The sequence below is a fragment of the Actinomadura sp. 1N219 genome (assembly GCF_044326405.1).
In the GTDB taxonomy this organism is placed as follows: domain Bacteria; phylum Actinomycetota; class Actinomycetes; order Streptosporangiales; family Streptosporangiaceae; genus Spirillospora.
Genome location: NZ_JBIRAY010000009.1, coordinates 193,450 through 209,662, shown reverse-complemented (window position 1 = coordinate 209,662; position 16,213 = coordinate 193,450). Strand labels below are relative to the sequence as shown.

Annotated in this window: 16 protein-coding genes; 6 read left to right on the top strand and 10 right to left on the bottom strand. The window is 72.4% G+C overall.

All coding sequences use genetic code 11. The annotated features are described in order from the left end of the window. Window positions 1–10: 10 nt before the first annotated feature. The 3 genes from ACH35V_RS26270 to ACH35V_RS26260 form a co-directional block, all read right to left on the bottom strand. Window positions 11–1,264, bottom strand: coding sequence for a serine/threonine-protein kinase (locus ACH35V_RS26270; protein ID WP_395975944.1), 1,254 nt, complete (start codon window positions 1,262–1,264; stop codon window positions 11–13). Window positions 1,265–1,391: 127 nt separating this feature from the next. After that, complete coding sequence (locus ACH35V_RS26265; protein WP_395975942.1) at window positions 1,392–3,062, bottom strand: fumarate hydratase; 1,671 nt, start codon at window positions 3,060–3,062, stop codon at window positions 1,392–1,394. 1 nt (window position 3,063) lies between these two features. Further along, window positions 3,064–4,014: a DMT family transporter gene (locus ACH35V_RS26260; RefSeq protein ID WP_395975940.1), complete on the bottom strand. Its 951-nt coding sequence runs from the start codon at window positions 4,012–4,014 to the stop codon at window positions 3,064–3,066. Window positions 4,015–4,128: 114 nt separating this feature from the next. Between ACH35V_RS26260 and ACH35V_RS26255 the strand changes: the two genes are divergently transcribed. Both ACH35V_RS26255 and ACH35V_RS26250 read left to right on the top strand, forming a co-directional pair. Next, window positions 4,129–5,556: a PLP-dependent aminotransferase family protein gene (locus ACH35V_RS26255; RefSeq protein WP_395975938.1), complete on the top strand. Its 1,428-nt coding sequence runs from the start codon at window positions 4,129–4,131 to the stop codon at window positions 5,554–5,556. Window positions 5,557–5,585: 29 nt separating this feature from the next. Beyond that, entirely contained in the window at window positions 5,586–5,816 is a 231-nt protein-coding gene (locus ACH35V_RS26250) for a hypothetical protein (protein ID WP_395975936.1), read from the top strand. Window positions 5,817–5,903: 87 nt separating this feature from the next. On the opposite strand, the gene ACH35V_RS26245 is transcribed toward ACH35V_RS26250, so the two are convergent. The 3 genes from ACH35V_RS26245 to ACH35V_RS26235 all read right to left on the bottom strand — a co-directional run bounded on the left by ACH35V_RS26245 (window position 5,904) and on the right by ACH35V_RS26235 (window position 8,977). Next, a complete protein-coding gene (locus tag ACH35V_RS26245; protein ID WP_395975934.1) occupies window positions 5,904–7,148 on the bottom strand; it encodes an MFS transporter in 1,245 nt (414 codons plus the stop codon). 75 nt (window positions 7,149–7,223) lie between these two features. Next, window positions 7,224–8,021, bottom strand: coding sequence for an ABC transporter permease (locus tag ACH35V_RS26240; RefSeq protein ID WP_395975932.1), 798 nt, complete (start codon window positions 8,019–8,021; stop codon window positions 7,224–7,226). Window positions 8,022–8,023: 2 nt separating this feature from the next. Beyond that, window positions 8,024–8,977 (bottom strand): ABC transporter ATP-binding protein, encoded by a 954-nt coding sequence (locus ACH35V_RS26235; RefSeq protein ID WP_395975930.1) that lies wholly within the window; start codon window positions 8,975–8,977, stop codon window positions 8,024–8,026. 84 nt (window positions 8,978–9,061) lie between these two features. Between ACH35V_RS26235 and ACH35V_RS26230 the strand changes: the two genes are divergently transcribed. Then, window positions 9,062–9,685: a DUF1707 domain-containing protein gene (locus ACH35V_RS26230; protein ID WP_395975928.1), complete on the top strand. Its 624-nt coding sequence runs from the start codon at window positions 9,062–9,064 to the stop codon at window positions 9,683–9,685. Window positions 9,686–9,690: 5 nt separating this feature from the next. Here ACH35V_RS26230 and glpX read toward each other — a convergent pair whose 3' ends face one another. Further along, window positions 9,691–10,725, bottom strand: a complete 1,035-nt coding sequence (glpX, locus tag ACH35V_RS26225) for a class II fructose-bisphosphatase (protein WP_395975926.1) — start codon at window positions 10,723–10,725, stop codon at window positions 9,691–9,693. 215 nt (window positions 10,726–10,940) lie between these two features. Here glpX and ACH35V_RS26220 point away from each other — a divergent pair, with 215 nt between their 5' ends. Both ACH35V_RS26220 and ACH35V_RS26215 read left to right on the top strand, forming a co-directional pair. Then, window positions 10,941–11,606 (top strand): TetR/AcrR family transcriptional regulator, encoded by a 666-nt coding sequence (locus ACH35V_RS26220; protein ID WP_395975924.1) that lies wholly within the window; start codon window positions 10,941–10,943, stop codon window positions 11,604–11,606. Between the two features lie 20 nt (window positions 11,607–11,626). After that, on the top strand, window positions 11,627–12,337 hold the full coding sequence (locus ACH35V_RS26215; RefSeq protein WP_395975922.1) for a DUF4245 domain-containing protein: 711 nt from the start codon (window positions 11,627–11,629) through the stop codon (window positions 12,335–12,337). Between the two features lie 37 nt (window positions 12,338–12,374). Here ACH35V_RS26215 and ACH35V_RS26210 read toward each other — a convergent pair whose 3' ends face one another. From ACH35V_RS26210 to ACH35V_RS26200, 3 genes are all read right to left on the bottom strand, one after another. Next, window positions 12,375–12,611 carry an exodeoxyribonuclease VII small subunit gene (locus tag ACH35V_RS26210; RefSeq protein WP_395975920.1) on the bottom strand — a complete coding sequence of 79 codons (237 nt, stop codon included), beginning with the start codon at window positions 12,609–12,611 and terminating at the stop codon, window positions 12,375–12,377. A gap of 24 nt (window positions 12,612–12,635) precedes the next feature. Further along, window positions 12,636–13,850, bottom strand: coding sequence for an exodeoxyribonuclease VII large subunit (gene xseA, locus ACH35V_RS26205; protein ID WP_395975918.1), 1,215 nt, complete (start codon window positions 13,848–13,850; stop codon window positions 12,636–12,638). Window positions 13,851–13,933: 83 nt separating this feature from the next. After that, complete coding sequence (locus ACH35V_RS26200; protein ID WP_395975916.1) at window positions 13,934–14,914, bottom strand: hypothetical protein; 981 nt, start codon at window positions 14,912–14,914, stop codon at window positions 13,934–13,936. A gap of 275 nt (window positions 14,915–15,189) precedes the next feature. Here ACH35V_RS26200 and ACH35V_RS26195 point away from each other — a divergent pair, with 275 nt between their 5' ends. After that, window positions 15,190–16,167: a 4-hydroxy-3-methylbut-2-enyl diphosphate reductase gene (locus ACH35V_RS26195; protein ID WP_395975914.1), complete on the top strand. Its 978-nt coding sequence runs from the start codon at window positions 15,190–15,192 to the stop codon at window positions 16,165–16,167. The last annotated feature ends 46 nt before the right edge of the window (window positions 16,168–16,213 follow it).

The window sequence follows — 16,213 nt, the reverse complement described above, 5'->3', positions numbered from 1 at the left end:
GTGAGACGCGTCACTCCTTGGTGAGCGAGTAGTTCTTCCGCTCGCCGGGGGAGCCGAGGGGCTTGCGCAGGCCGTTCACCCAGACGTCGCAGGCGGACGCGTCGTAGACGACCGCGTTGAGGCGCGGCTGGTCGTACTGGCGGGCCTCGCCCTCCCGCAGGGTCTCGTCGCTGAGCACGGCGCCGCCCGGGACCGACACGAAGACCTTGCAGACGGCGTTGCGGGCGCGGACGACCAGCGTGCTGGTCTCGACGCCGGGCGGGACGCCCTGCGCGCCGCCCGCCGGGCTGGACGCCGCTCCGGTCGGGGACGCCCCCGGGCTCTCCCGCATCATCCCGACGATGAGCGCGGTGGCGCCGATCCCGCAGGACGCGACGGTCGCGCCGACGAGCCCGATCACGACCATCAGCCGGTAGCGGGGCGTGTGGCCGCGACGTCCCGACCGGGGGCCGGCGACGGCGCGGTCGAGCCGGTCGACCGCGCGGGCGTGGCTGAGCCTGCGGGTCGGGTTCTTCTCCAGCAGCCCGACGATCACCGGGGTGAGCCCGCCCGCGTTCTGCGGGGCGGGGGTGGACTCGTTGGCGAGCGCGCTCAGCGTCGCCATCACGTTCTCGCGCTCGAACGGCGGACGGCCCTCCAGCGCGGCGTACAGCGTCGCGCCGAGCGACCACAGGTCGGAGCGGGGCGTCGCCTTCTCGCCGGCGGCCACCTCGGGCGCCACGTACGCGGGCGAGCCCATGAAGTGGCCCGTCTTCGTCAGGCTGGCCGACCCGGACGAGAACGCCAGGCCGAAGTCGGTGAGGACGACGCGGTCGCCGTCCAGCAGGACGTTGCTGGGCTTGAGGTCGCGGTGGACGATCCCGGCCTTGTGCGCGGCGTTGAGGGCGTCCAGGAGGGCACGGCCGATGTGCGCGACCCGCTCGGGCGGCAGCGGGCCCGACCGCTCGATGAGCTGTTCGAGGCTGGGCGCCTCGATCATCTCCATCACGATCCAGGGACGCCCCTGCTCGATGACGACGTCGTACACCTCGACGATGGAGTGCGTGCGCAGCTGAGCGGGCGCGCGCGCCTCCCGGAGGGTGCGGCGGTAGAAGACCACCCGGTCGTCCTCGGTGAGGTCCTCGGGGAGCCGGAGCTCCTTGATCGCCACGGCGCGATCGAGGAGTTCGTCATGCCCTCTCCACACGGTGCCGTTGGCGCCCTGACCTATTTCCGCGACCAACCGGTAGCGCGCCGCGAGAACGAGGCGCTCTGACCGTGACATGGCGGAAAAGATACCGGAGTGGCCAGGCGGTCATCGGGGAGACCTCTGGACCAACCTAGTTTTCGGCCAACAATGTGACCTACTGGCAAGAATCCCCAAGAATCCGGCAGGCAGGCGCTGTCGTTCGTCAGCGTCTGCCTATGCTCAGGACCGGACCCGTGGTATCGGCGAAGAAGTCCTCGCCCTTGTCGTCCACGACGATGAACGCCGGGAAGTCCTCGACCTCGATCTTCCAGACGGCCTCCATGCCGAGTTCCGGGTACTCCAGGACGTCCACCTTCTTGATGCAGTCCTGGGCGAGGCGGGCGGCGGGGCCGCCGATCGAGCCGAGGTAGAAGCCGCCGTGCTCCTTGCAGGCGTCGGTGACCTGCTTGGACCGGTTGCCCTTCGCCAGCATGACGAGCGAGCCGCTGGCGGCCTGGAACTGCTCGACGTAGGAGTCCATGCGCCCGGCCGTGGTGGGGCCGAACGAGCCGGACGCGTAGCCCTCCGGCGTCTTCGCCGGGCCCGCGTAGTAGACGGCGTGGTCGCGCAGGTACTGCGGCATGGGCTCGCCCGCGTCCAGCCGCTCCTTGATCTTGGCGTGCGCGATGTCGCGCGCCACGACCAGCGGGCCGGTCAGCGACAGCCGCGTCTTCACCGGGTACCTGGTCAGCTCGGCCCGGATCTCCGCCATCGGACGGTTCAGATCGATCTGGACGACCTCGTCATCGCGGCCGCCTCCATTCCCACCGCCCACCCCGATGTGCTCGTCCGTCGTCTCGGGCAGGTACTGGGCCGGGTCGGTCTCCAGCCGCTCCAGGAACACGCCCTCCGCGGTGATCTTCGCGAGGGCCTGCCGGTCGGCGCTGCACGACACCGCGATCGCCACCGGGCAGGACGCCCCGTGCCGCGGCAGCCGGACCACGCGGACGTCGTGGCAGAAGTACTTGCCGCCGAACTGCGCGCCGATGCCGAGCTTCTGCGTGAGCTCGAACACCTGCAGCTCAAGCTCCAGGTCGCGGAAGCCGTTGCCGAGCGGGGAGCCCTCGCTGGGCAGGGTGTCGAGATAGTGGGCGGACGCGTACTTGGCGGTCTTCAGCGCGTACTCGGCGGACGTCCCGCCGACCACGATCGCCAGGTGGTACGGCGGGCACGCGGCCGTGCCGAGCGAGCGGATCTTCTCCTCCAGGAAGGACATCATCCGCTTCGGGTTCAGGACGGCCTTCGTCTCCTGGTAGAGGAACGACTTGTTCGCGCTGCCGCCGCCCTTGGCCATGAACAGGAACTTGTACGCCTCGCCGGGGGACGCGTACAGCTCGATCTGCGCGGGCAGGTTGCTGCCGGTGTTCTTCTCGTCCCACATCGTCACCGGCGCCATCTGCGAGTAGCGCAGGTTCAGCTTCGTGTACGCGTCGTACACGCCGCGCGAGATGTGCTCCTCGTCGTTCCCGTCCGTCAGGACGTGCTGGCCGCGCTTGCCCATCACGATCGCGGTCCCGGTGTCCTGGCACATGGGCAGGACGCCCCCGGACGAGATGCCCGCGTTCTTCAGCAGGTCCAGCGCGACGAACCGGTCGTTGGGGGACGCCTCGGGGTCGTCCAGGATCCGGCGGAGCTGCGCCAGGTGCGCGGGACGCAGCAGGTGCGAGATGTCGCGCATCGCCGTCTCGGTGAGCAGCCGCAGAGCCTCCGGCTCGACCTGGAGGAACGTCCGTCCGTTGGCCTCAAAAGTGGAGACCCCGTCGGAGGTCAGGAGACGGTAATCGGTCTCGTCCGGGCCGAGCGGCAGCAGGTCGGTGAAGGAGAACTCAGACATCTCAGGCAGATCCTCGCGCGATTCCGATGGGGGCGGTGTCTACGGAATCACAGGTTACGACCTCGGAAAGCGCCGGTTCGCGGGGGGCGACGCGGGCGCGCAGGCCGAGGACGACGCCCGCGGCGACCAGGGCGGCGCCCGTCAGGTCGGCGGTGCCCGGACGGTCGATGCCGAGCGCCACCGTGGTGAGCACCGCGCTGACCGGGATCAGGCCCGCGAACAGCCCGGCCCGGTCGGCGCCGAGCCGTCCGATGGCGCTGTACCAGAGCAGGAACGCGATCGTGGTGACGACCACGGACAGGTAGGTGAAGCCCGCCAGCTCGCCGGCCGTGGGGGTGCGGAGCACCGCCGTCCCGTCCACGGCGAGGCCGACGGCCAGCAGCATCGGCGCGGCCAGCGCGGCGGAGTACGCCGAGACCCGCAGCGGGCCGAGCCGGGGCAGCAGCGGGACGGCCAGCAGCGAGAAGCACACCTCTCCGGCGAGCGCGCCGAGCGACAGCAGCAGCCCGCGCAGGCTGCCGCCGCCCAGCCCGTTGGCGAGCGCGGCCCCGGCGGCGACCACGCACGCCGCCAGCACGAGCGCCGGGGCGGGACGGCGTCCCTCCAGCAGCGGGCCGATCAGCGCCAGGACGATCGGCACCGTCGCGATCACCGTGCCGATCGTGGCGGGGCTCGTGTCCTGGGTGGCCGCGACGATGCAGACGTTGAACGCGACCAGGCCCGTCCCGGCCAGCGCCGCCAGCAGCAGCCAGTCCCGCGGGGTCGGGCGCCGCGAGGGGCCGCCGGCGAACCGGACCACGGCCAGCAGGATCAGCGCGGCGACCGTGTACCGCGCCGCCTGGCCGCCGAACACCGGATAGTCGGCGATCGTCGCGGACACGGCGGTGAGCGTCCCGACGAGGAACATCGCCGATCCGGCCCCCGCCATGCCCCGGCTGTGAGAAGTGTTCATGGATGGAACGTTAGAATCTCGCTTGGTCCGGGTGACAGAGCCAATCTCCGGGCCGAAATATGGACCATTGTGCGGTCCGTGACGTTCGCACTCCCTCTTGACGCTGAGAGTCATGTGACCGACCTTCATCTCCCGCTCGACCGGTCCGCAGGCCGGCTCGCCGCGCAGATCGCCGCAGGTTTCCGCACCGCCGTGCGCACGGGCCGGCTCACCGCCGGGACGAGGCTGCCGTCGAGCCGCGACCTGGCGCGCGACCTGGACGTCTCCCGCGGCGTCGTCGTCGCCGCCTACGAGCAGCTGACCGCCGAGGGCTTCCTGGTCGCGCGGCGCGGCGACGGCACCCGCATCGCGCCGCTGGCCCGTCCCGACGAGGCGTCCCCGGCCTCGTCGAACGGCGTGCCAGGACCGTCCCGGGAGCCCCGGCCCGACCCCGCGCCCCCGCCCGCCTACGACCTGTGGCCCGGCAAGCCGGACCTGTCGGCGTTCCCGCGCGAGCGCTGGATCTCGGCGGCCCGCGCCGCGCTGCGCACGCTGCCGCACGACGCGCTCACCTACCCCGATCCGGGCGGCGTCCCGGCGCTGCGCGCCGAGCTGGCCGGCTACCTCGGCCGGGTCCGCGCCGCGCACGCCGACCCCCGCCGCGTCGTGATCATGAACGGGGTGGCGCAGGGGCTGTCCGCGCTGCTTCGGCTGCTGCGCGCGAGCGGGCACACGCTGCTCGCCGTCGAGGACCCGACCAGCGACCGGCAGCTCCCGATGCTGGACGCGTCCGGCCTGCGGGTCATCCGCGTCCCCGTCGACGCCGACGGGCTGGACGTCGCCGCGCTCGCCCGCACCGGGGCGCGGGCCGTCCTCGTCACGCCCGCGCACCAGTACCCGACCGGCGTCGTGCTGTCCCCGTCCCGGCGCGCCGACCTGATCGCCTGGGCACGGGACGTCGACGGCCTGATCCTGGAGGACGACTACGACGCCGAGTTCCGCTACGACCGCGAGCCCGTCGGCTGCCTCCAGGGCGTCGACCCCGACCGCGTCGTCCTGCTCGGGTCGGTGAGCAAGTCCCTCGCGCCCGCGCTCCGCCTCGGCTGGGCCGTCGCGTCCCCGGCCCTCGCCAAGCGGCTGCGGGACCACCGCGGCACGACCGACCTCGGCGCGCCCGTCCTGGAGCAGTACGCCCTCGCCGAGCTGATCAGGAGCGGCGGGTACGACCGGCACCTGCGCACGATGCGGCGGCGGTACCGGGCCCGGCGGGACGCGCTGGCCGGGGCGCTGAACTCCCGGATGCCCGGCGCCGTGGTTCGCGGCGTCTCGGCGGGCATCCACCTCTACGTGGAACTTCCCCGGGGGAGCGACGAGGACGCGGTCGTGGCCCGCGCCGCGCGGTCCGGCGTGTCCGTCGCGGGCGCCCGTCCCATGTGGTCGCCGGGACGCGCGGGCCACGCCACGCCCGCCCTCGTCCTCGGGTACGCGAGCCTCGCCGAGCCCCGCCTGGTCAAAGCCGCCCAACTGCTGGGCCGAGCGGTTACGGGCGGTGCCGAGGGGTAGGACAAGCATCCCCGAGGTAGGAGTTGTTCATGAGTCTCGAAGAGGCCGCGCGGCAGCTGAAGATGGCGGGCCACGACGCGCAGGTGGCCTTCGACTGTGTCGGCCTGGGCGACCTCGACAGGGCGCAGGAGCACGCCGTGACCCTCCGGGCCGCCGCCGACGCCGCCGAGGTGGCCCTGAGCCGCGCCCTCCAGGACCTGACCCCGGAGCAGGCCCTGGCCGAAGGCGAACGCGCCGTCACCGCGCTCGAAGACGCCTGACCGTTCGTCGTCCAAGCCCCTGTCCCGCGTGGACGGGGGCTTGAACTTTGCGGGGCTTGAACTTTGCGGACGCGGCCGCCGCGCGCGTCAGGCGACGGGCCGTTCCATGGCAGGGGAGTCCGGCCGGGCGCCCTTGACCGGGACGGGATCGAACCCCTTGGCGGTGGCGAACACGACCAGGATGAGCGCCGTGGGGATGATGAACGCCAGGCGCAGGCCGTGGTCGTCGCTGAGCGGTGCGATGGCGCCGACGACGGCCGCCCCCAGGACGAACCCGACGTAGTTGAAGATGTTCACGCGGGCGACGGCCACGCCGAGACCGGTCGGGTCGACCCGTCCGGCGGCGGAGAACGACACCGGGGCGATCACCGCGAGGCCGAGCCCGGCGACCGCGAACGCGGCGATGGCGACGGCCGCGTTCGGCGCCGCGACCACGCCGGCCATGCCGACGATGCCGACGGCGCCGCCGAGCCGCACGACCCGCACGGGCCCGGAGCGGCGGACGGCGAGGTCCGCGACGGCACGGCTGATCACCATGGCGATCTGGTACGCGACGTAGCCGAGCGGCGCGATCCAGTCGCTGCCGGACAGCTCGTCGTCCAGGTACTTCGCGCCGTAGCTGGAGATCGCGGAGTCGGCGAGGTAGGCGACGGCCATCGCGGCGCCGACGATGAGGATCGGCCGCCACGGGACGCTCCGTCCGGCGGCCTTCAGCTCCTCGGCGGTCGGCCCGTCGCCCTCCTCCGCGCGGGCGTAGAGCCGGTGCCCGGTGGCGAGGGACGCGGCGATCCCGATGGCGGCGGCGATCGCGAAGCCCGTGAACAGCGAAAGGTCGATCTTGTTGGCGAGGGACGCCCATAGCCCGCCGAGGATCCCGGCGACGCTCCACACCGCGTAGAAGCCGGTGATCAGGCTGACGCCGTAGCGGCGCTCGACCGCGATGGCCTGCGCGTTCATCGAGGCGTCCACCGCGCCGACGAACAGGCCGAACGCGGCGACCGCGGCGTAGAGCGCGAGGTCGTTGTCGCCGGTGAGGCCGATCAGGGCGATCGTGACGGCGACGGCGGGCTGGGAGACGCGCAGCACCGGTCCGCTGCCGAGCCGCTGGAACAGGGCGCCGGACGCGACGCTCCCCACCCCCGCGATCAGCGGCACCATCAGCAGCACCAGCGACAGCGTGGCGTCGCTGAGATGGTGGGCCTTCTGCATCTGCGGGACCTGCGTCACGAGGGACGCGAAGCAGAGCCCCTGGACGGCGAACGCGGCATACGCGGAGAACCGCGCACGGCGGTCACGCGCGGTGATGCCGCGCACGGCGCTGCCCTGATCCATGCGGCCCTGCCTCTCCGCACGCAATGTGAAGAAGATTCGCGTCAGCGTACCTCGCGAGCGCGGGCTGGAGGACGGTCAGTCGATGAGGCGCTTGCGCATCCCGCGGACGGCGATCAGCCACATCAGCGCCGCGAACACCATCAGGGCCGCCAGATGCCCCAGGTCGGCCAGCGGGTCCAGGCCGAAGACCGCGTCCCGGACCAGCTCGACGCAGTGGTAGAGCGGGTTGAGGTACGACACGTTCTGCGCCCAGCCCGGCAGCGAGTCGATCGGGAAGAACGTCCCGGCGATCAGGAACAGCGGCGTCACCACACCGGTGATCACGTAGTCGAACGAGTTGATCGACGGGACCACCGAGGACGTCCACATCCCGAACAGGCCGAAGCCGAGCGCGGTGAAGAACGTCACGAACGGCACCAGCAGCATCCCGAACGCGGGATCGAGGCCGAAGAACATCCCCACGACGATCGGCGTGCACGAGTACACCGACGACTTCGCCGCGATCCACAGGGCCTCGGCCGTCACCAGCTCGTGGACGTCCACCGGCGCGGCGAGCATCCCGTCGTAGGTGTGCTGGAACACGCGCCTGATGTAGCCGTTGAACATCCCCGGGAACACGGACGTGAACAGCGCGGCCGTGCCGACCACGCCCGTCGCGACGAAGTCCAGGTACCGGTAGTTCCCGATCACCGCGACCATCGAGCCGAACCCGTAGCCGAAGGCGAGCAGGAAGAACGTCGGCTCCACCATCGAGGCGAACGACTGCGACTTCCAGTACCGCTTGTACAGGGCCAGCTCGTGCCGCCAGATGCCCCGCACCGGCGCGAACTCGAACCGCCGCAACCGCGGCGCCCGCTCTACGCGGGCCTCCACACTCACTCCACACGCTCCCCGGTCAGGATCACGAACACGTCCTCAAGGCTGGCGGCGCGGCGGACGCCGTCCGGGCCCAGCTCGTCCTCCAGGGACGGCGCGATCGTCTCCGCCTTCAGCACCGACACCGAAGGGCCGGTGCGGCGCGTGGGCAGCCCGGCCGCCTTCGCCAGCCGCTCCACCTCCGTCAGCCGGTCGGGCGGCCCGTAGTGCTCGACGACCCGGTCGCCCGCGTACTCGGCCACCAGGTCCGACGGGGAGCCGCGGGCGATGACGCGGCCGTGCGACATCAGCGCGCACTCGTCCGCCAGCCGCTCGGCCTCCTCGATGTAGTGCGTCGACATCAGCACGGTCGTGCCCCCGGCGCGCAGCCCGTCGATCAGCCCCCACAGCTCCGCGCGCACCTGCGGGTCGAGGCCGACGGTCGGCTCGTCCAGCAGGACGAGCGCGGGCCGGTGCACCAGCCCGCGGGCGATCAGCAGCCGCCGCCGCATGCCGCCGGACAGGTCGTCCACCTTGGTGAGCTGCCGTTCGGTCAGGTGCGCGAGCGCCAGCGCGTCGTCCACCGCCTGCTTGCGCGCCCGCCGCGGCACCCGGTACAGGTGCGCGAACACCTCCAGGTTCTCGCGGGCGGTCAGCTCCTCATCGAGGTTGTCCTGCTGCGGGACGACGCCCATCGCGGCCCGCGCGCGCTTGGACTCCCGCGGGACGCTGAAGCCCAGCACGCGGATGCTGCCCTCGGTGGCGATCGCCTGCGCGGTCAGCATCTTCATGGTGGTCGACTTGCCGGCGCCGTTCGGGCCCAGCAGTCCCATGCAGATGCCCGCGGGGACCTCCAGGTCGAGCCCGTCCACGGCGGTGAAGTCGCCGAAGCGCTTCACCACGCCGCGAAGGCTGATCGCCGCCGTGGCGGAGCTCTCCCGGGCAGCCGCGAGCTGCGCACGTTGCACGGTCATGCCTCTCACACTAGGGAAATAATCGGACATAACCCCACTGGTTTTCCGTGGGGCGGATCGGCTGCCTGCGGCTAACCTCATGGTGTGGACGTCCCCCAGCGAGATGCCCGGCCGCGCCCCGCCGACGCGAAGGCTACGCGCGTCCGCGACCTGCGCGCGTCCGACGCCGACCGGGAACGCGTCGCCGCCGTCCTCGGCGAGGCCTTCGCCGACGGCCGGCTCACCGCCGACGAGCACGCCGACCGCACCGCCCGCGCCTACGCCGCCCGCACGCTGGGCGAGCTCACCGGGCTCACCGTCGACCTCAGCCCCGAGGAGGCCCAGCCGATCCTCGTGGACGACCGTCCCGTCACGGTCTTCTTCGGCCGCACCCGCCGGGACGGGCGCTGGGTCGTCCCCGTGAAGCTCCCGCTGCTCGCCCTGTTCGGGACGGTCGAGCTGGACCTGCGCGAGGCCGTCCTGCAGCGCCGCCACATCGTGGTCGACTCGATGGTCCTCGGCGGCCGGATCCGGCTGCTCGTCCCCGACGGCGTCCGCGTGGACGTCACCGGGCGCACCATCCTCAGCACCCGCGACCTCCGCGCCCGTCCCGTCGCCGACGGCCCCACCATCGAGGTCGGCGGCACGATGATCTTCGGCTCCGTGCGCGTCCGGGCGCCGCGGCGCACCCTGCGCGCACGCGTCCGCGACCGCTTCACCCGCGGCTAGCCGCCCTACACCGCCGTGTCGAAGTTGATGGCGCTATAGGCGCGGAGCTTGCCGAGCTGGTGCTCGCTGTCGATCGTCCGGATCGTCCCGCTGCGGGAGCGCATGACCAGCGAATGCGTCACGGCCGTGCCCTTGCTGTACCGGACGCCGTCGACGAGTTCCCCGTCCGTGATGCCGGTCGCGGCGAAGAACACGTCGTCCGACGTCACCAGGTCGTCGGTCGTCAGCAGCTTGCCCGGCTCGTGCCCGGCGTCCGCCGCCCGCTGCCGCTCCTCGTCGTCCTGCGGCCACAGCCGCCCCTGGATCACGCCGCCCAGCGCCTTGATCGCGCATGCCGCGATGATGCCCTCCGGGGTGCCGCCGATGCCGAGCAGCACGTCGACGCCCGTCCCCGGACGGCACGCCATGATCGCGCCGGCCACGTCGCCGTCCAGGATGAACTTGATCCGCGCCCCGGCCTCGCGGACCTCCTTGACGATGCCCTCGTGCCGCGGACGGTCCAGGATGCAGACGGTCACGTCCTGCGGCGACGAGCCCTTCGCGCGGGCGACCGCGCGGATGTTGTCGGCGATCGGACGCTCGATGTCGACGGCGTCCGCCGCCTCCGGGCCCGTCACGAGCTTCTCCATGTAGAACACGGCGGACGGGTCGAACATCGACCCGCGCGGCGCCACCGACAGCACCGCGATCGCGTTGTTCATGCCGAGCGCGGTGAGCCGCGTCCCGTCCACGGGGTCGACCGCGACGTCGCACTCGGCGCCGGAGCCGTCCCCGACCTCCTCGCCGTTGAACAGCATCGGCGCGTTGTCCTTCTCGCCCTCGCCGATCACCACGACGCCCTGCATGGACACGGTGTTGATCAGCTGGCGCATGGCGTTCACGGCGGCCCCGTCGGCGCCGTTCTTGTCGCCGCGGCCAACCCAGCGGGCGGCGGCCATCGCGGCGGCCTCGGTCACCCGGACCAGCTCCATCGCCAGGTTGCGGTCCGGGGCCTCGGGCTCGGTCGTGAGCGGAGAGGAAACGGCGGTCTCATCGGACATGGCGGCCCAGCCCTTCGGTCGGTGTCACCCGGATTCTCCGTGGACCGGACGTCCAGCCACAAATTGGACCAGACCAGCCGGGGTCACGAGTCATACCGGCACACGTACCGGCACGACGGCGCGTCCGGCGCGGCGCCTCCGGCGCGGTGCCGGATTCCGCGGTCGCACTGGCAAGGGATCGTTTCCCCTTGGGAGAGGGCGTAATCTCAGGCGACATGAGCAGCCACATCGACGTCCCGTCCGGCGAGGTGACCCCGAACGGCGAGACGGGGACCGCCGGCGCCCCCGCGCGCACGTCCGACCGCGGGGCCGCGACCCGCGGCGCCCTGCTGGCCGCCGCGCGTGACGTCTTCTGCGAGTCGGGCTTCGCCCAGGCCGCGGTGACCGACATCGTCGCCAAAGCGGGCGCGAGCGTCGGCAGCCTGTACCACCACTTCAGCGGCAAGGCCGACCTGTACCTGACGCTGTTCGAGGAGTTCCAGGTCGGGCAGCAGGAACGCACCCGCAAGGCGATCAACGCCGTCCGCGAGGCGGGCGAGACCGACCCGATGCGCCAGTTCCTCGCCGGCGCCCGCGCCTACCTCGACGGCTGCCTGGCGGAGCGCGACGTCTCCCGGCTGTTCATCTCCGGCGACGGCCCGCCCGGCTTCGACCGCGTCATGCGGCAGCGGCTCGGCAAGTGGGCGCGCCGCAGCGCCGCGCTGTTCCACACCGGCGACGGGGGCGTGGACGAGGCCCTGGTCGTGGTGCTGACCGGCGCGATGGCGGGCGCGGTGTCGGAGATCTCCCTCATGGACGACGAGGACGCCGCCCGCAGGCTCGCCGACGAGATCATGGCCATCGTCGGCACCATCACCAACCCCGGTACGGGGCAGCGCTGACCGTGCGGGATCCTGGAGGGGTGACCGAAGAGGACGTATCCGAAAGCCGCGCCGGAAGCGCCGCCGGAAGCGCCGCCGAGAGCCCCTCCGGAAGCCCCGCCGAGAAGGCTCCGGACGGGCGGCCCGTGATCGAGGTGAGCCCGGCCGTCCACAAGCGGCTGACGACGGGGCTCGGCGGCTTCACGATGGCGATGGCCGCGTGCCTGCTGGTCGTCCTGGCGATCTACGCCATCACGCCCCGCAGCAACGAGGAGCTCCTGCCGACCGTCGACTACGGGGCGCAGCTGTGGGCGATGCGCAACGATGCGCCGTTCACCGCGCACTCGCCGGAAGGGCTCCCGGCGGCGTGGCTTCCGACCAGCTCCCGGCTGCACGGCATGGGCTCCGACGGCGAGAAGCCCGTCGCCTGGCATCTCGGGTTCGTGACGCCCAGCGACGAGTACGCGGCGCTGGAGCAGAGCAACGAGAAGGCGTCCGAGTACGTCCCGCGCATGACCAACAGCAGCAAGGTCGTCGGGACGCAGCAGATCAACGGCGTCGCCTGGACGAAGTACCACCGCAAGGACAAGAAGGCGAACTCCCTCGCCCGCACCCTCCCCGACGGCGTGAGCCTCGTCGTGACCGGCACGGCCTCCTACGAGGAGCTGACGATCCTGGCCGCGTCGCTCAAGCCGCAGAGCAAGAAGGACGCGGGCCTGACCCCCTCGGCGACCCCCACGACCGGCCCCTGACCCTCAGAAGGGCGCGTTGCGGGGCATGGCGGGATCCTCAGAAGGGCGCGGCGGCTTCGCCGTTCTCGGGCCTGTCCAGCGCGGCCGCCAGCCGGGCCCGCGCGCCCTCCAGCCACTCCTCGCAGATCGCGGCGAGCCTCTCGCCCCGCTCCCACAGGGCCAGCGACTCCTCCAGCGTCAGCCCGCCGGCCTCCAGCCGCTTGACGACGTCCGCCAGCTCGTCGCGCGCCTGCTCGTACGACGGCTTCTCAGCCGTCCCCTTCTCGTCCGCCATCTGCCCCACCCTAGGACTCTTCCCTCACGAATCCGCACGCTCCGAAACGGTCACGCCGAGACGGCCCTCGGCCAGCCGGACCTGAAGCCGCTCGCCGTCCTTGACCGCCGACGACTCCCGCACCACCGCCCCGTCCTCCCGCTGGACGATCGCGTACCCGCGCTCCAGCGTCGCGGCTGGGGAGAGGGCCAGCAGCCGGGCGCGGGTGTGCGACAGCTCGTCCCCGGCCCGGTCCAGCGCGCCGGACAGGCACCGCCGCGACCGGTCGCGCAACGCCATGACCTGCTCGGACTGCCGTTCGATCTCCCGCACCGGATCGGCCAGCGCGGGCCGCGACCTGATCGCCCGCAGCCACGCCACCTCCCGCTCCACGCCGCCGGCCAGGCAGCGCCGCCCCCGGTCGCGGAGCTGCCGGACGAGCTGCAGCTGCTCCCGCACGTCCGGGACGGCCTTCTTCGCCGCGTCCGTCGGGGTCGAGGCGCGCACGTCCGCGACCAGGTCGAGGATCGGGGCGTCCTGCTCGTGCCCGATCGCGCTGACCACGGGCGTGCGGGCCGCGGAGACCGCGCGGACGAGCGCCTCGTCCGAGAACGGCAGCAGGTCCTCCATCGCGCCGCCGCCCCGCGCGATGATGATCACCTCGATGCCGGGATCGGCGTCCAGCGCGCGCAGCGCCTCCATGACCTCGCCGACCGCGTACGGGCCCTGCACCGCGGTGTTCTCCACCCGGAACGCCACCGCCGGCCACCGCCGCCGCGCGTTCTGCAGGACGTCGTGCTCGGCGTCGGAGTCGCGCCCGCAGATCAGCCCGATCTTGCCGGGCAGGAACGGGAGCGGGCGCTTGCGCTCCGGCCGGAACAGGCCCTCGGCGGCCAGCACCCGCTTGAGCCGCTCCAGCCGGGCGAGCAGCTCGCCGACGCCGACCGGCCGGACCTCCAGGACGCTGAGCGAGAACGTCCCGCGGTTGATCCAGAAGTCGGGCTTGGCGTGGACGACGACGCGCGCCCCGTCCGTCACCGCCGGCCCCGCCGCCTCGAACACGGCGCGCGGCCCGACGACCCGCACCGACATGTTCGCCACGGGATCGCGGAGCGTCATGTAGACCGTCCCGCCGCGGGCGTTGAGGTCGGTGATCTGGCCCTCGACCCAGATCCGGCCGAGCTTGCCGATCCAGCCGCTCACCGCCTGCAGGACCGTCCGCACCGGGACGGGAGACTCGGCCGTGGTCTCCATAGCCATGCCGGAAGCCTACGGTGAACCCCACCCGCCCCGGGCGGCCGACTGCGGCTCAGCCGGTGCTCAGCCGGTGCTCAGCCGGTGGCTCAGCTGGTGCCGTTGAGCTTGGCTATGCGGCGTTCGTACATGCCTATGACGTCCTCGCGGGCGGCGTGCTTGCGCTCGTACTCGCGCAGCAGCTTCACCTGGTCGACGGACAGGCCGCGCAAGCGCGCGCGGAGCTGAGGCAGCGTGGCGTTGTCGTAGTCGGGGACCGGCAGGTCCGCCGCGATGCGCTCGGCCTCGGCCGGCGCGGCGGGCTTGGTCTCCGGCTTCGGCTCGAACGCCGCCTCGTCCCCGCCCTCGGGCTTCTTGGCGGGCTTCGCCGGTTTCCCGGACGTGTCGGGCTTCGCCGCCTTGGCGGGTTTGGTGGGCTTGACGGGTTTGACCGGCTCGGCGGGCTTGGCGGGTGTGGCGGCCTTCGGGCTCGGCGCTGGCTTGGCCTGCGGCGCGGGCTCCGGCTTCGGCTCGTCCGGCTCCGGTTTCGGCGCGGGCTCGGCGACCGGCCCCGCCTTCTCCGCCGCCTTGTGGTGCCTGCCCAGCGCGCCCGGCCGCGCGGGCTTCGGCGGCGCTCCCGGACGGGCGTGCTTCGGCGTGTGCCCCGTCCCGGCGCCCGGCTTGCCGATCGAGATCTCCTCACCGGCCGTGGCGGCGGCGCCGTTCCCGGCGGCGTTCCCCGCGGCGGCGGGCTTCGGGCGGGCCGGAGGCTCGGCCACGCGGGTGCGGCGGACGGGCTCGTCCGCGGGCTCCCCGCCGCCCGCCGGCTCCTCGCCGCGGACGCGCTCCGCCACGCGTCCGACGACCTTCCCGGCCGTGGTCTGGACGTCGTCGCGCAGCCGTCCGAGCACCGGCTTCACGCCGCCGCCCTCGGTGATCTCCTTGTAGTCCCTGGTCACCCGGTCGCCGAGGAGGAGCGCCCGGCCGACGCCGAACATGGCCAGCCGGACGGCGTGCAGCGGAAGGTCGCGGACCTGTTCGCCCACCGTGTCCTGCACCTGCTGTCTGAGGCGGCGCGGCGATCTCGTCATCGTCTTTCCTCTTCCCTGCCGACGTGAACACCGATTCCCTGCGGACGTGAACACCGAATCGGGTCGTACGGCACTGGCTTGTCGAATGTCACTCTGCCCCATGGGTGCGATCGTGGTCACCCCGGGTTAATGGATTTCTGTCCAAAAGCGGCGTGCGGTGGATCACATCGCGGGCTTCACCAGGGCTTCGTCCCGCCGCCCGGGGGCGTTCACCCGCCCGGCGGGCCCCGTCCGCCGCTGTACTGGCCCCAGGCCGTCACTCGTACGATAGACGCATGACCGCGAACACGAAGCGCCGTGTCCTGCTCGCCAAGCCGCGTGGTTACTGCGCGGGCGTCGACCGCGCGGTGGAGACGGTCGAGATCGCGCTGGAGAAGTACGGGGCCCCGATCTACGTCCGGAAGCAGATCGTCCACAACGTCCACGTCGTCAAGACGCTGGAGGAACGCGGTGCGATCTTCGTGGACGAGACCGAGGAGGTCCCCGAGGGCTCCATCGTGGTGTTCTCCGCGCACGGCGTCGCGCCCGCCGTGCACGAGGAGGCCAGGGGCCTGAGCCTGCGCACCATCGACGCGACGTGCCCGCTGGTCACCAAGGTCCACAAGGAGGCCGTGCGGTTCGCCGCCCAGGACTACGACATCCTGCTGATCGGGCACGAGGGCCACGAGGAGGTCATCGGGACCACCGGCGAGGCGCCCGACCACGTCCACCTCGTGGACGGCCCGGGCGACGTCGCCAACGTCACCGTCCGCGACCCGGAGAAGGTCGCGTGGCTGTCGCAGACGACCCTGTCGGTGGACGAGACCGTCGCCACCGTCGAGAAGCTGCGCGAGCGGTTCCCGAACCTGATGGACCCGCCGTCCGACGACATCTGCTACGCCACGCAGAACCGGCAGGTCGCGGTGAAGGAGATGGCGGCGCAGTCCCAGCTCGTCATCGTGGTCGGCTCGGTGAACTCGTCCAACTCCGTCCGGCTGGTCGAGGTCGCCAAGGAGCACGGCGCCGACGACGCCCACCTCGTCGACTACGCCGAGCACATCGACCCGGCCTGGCTGGACGGCGTCGCCACGGTCGGCGTCACCAGCGGCGCGTCCGTCCCGGACGAGCTGGTCCAGGAGGTCCTGGCCTGGCTGTACGAGCGCGGCTTCGGTGAGGCGGAGGAGATCGAGTCCGTGGAGGAGCACATGCGGTTCTCGCTCCCGAAGGAACTCCGCCAGGACCTCCGCAAGGCCCTCCCCATCACACCCGTCTGAGTTCGGGTCTGATCCCCTAGCCCACGTCAGCCCAGGTCAGGCCGGT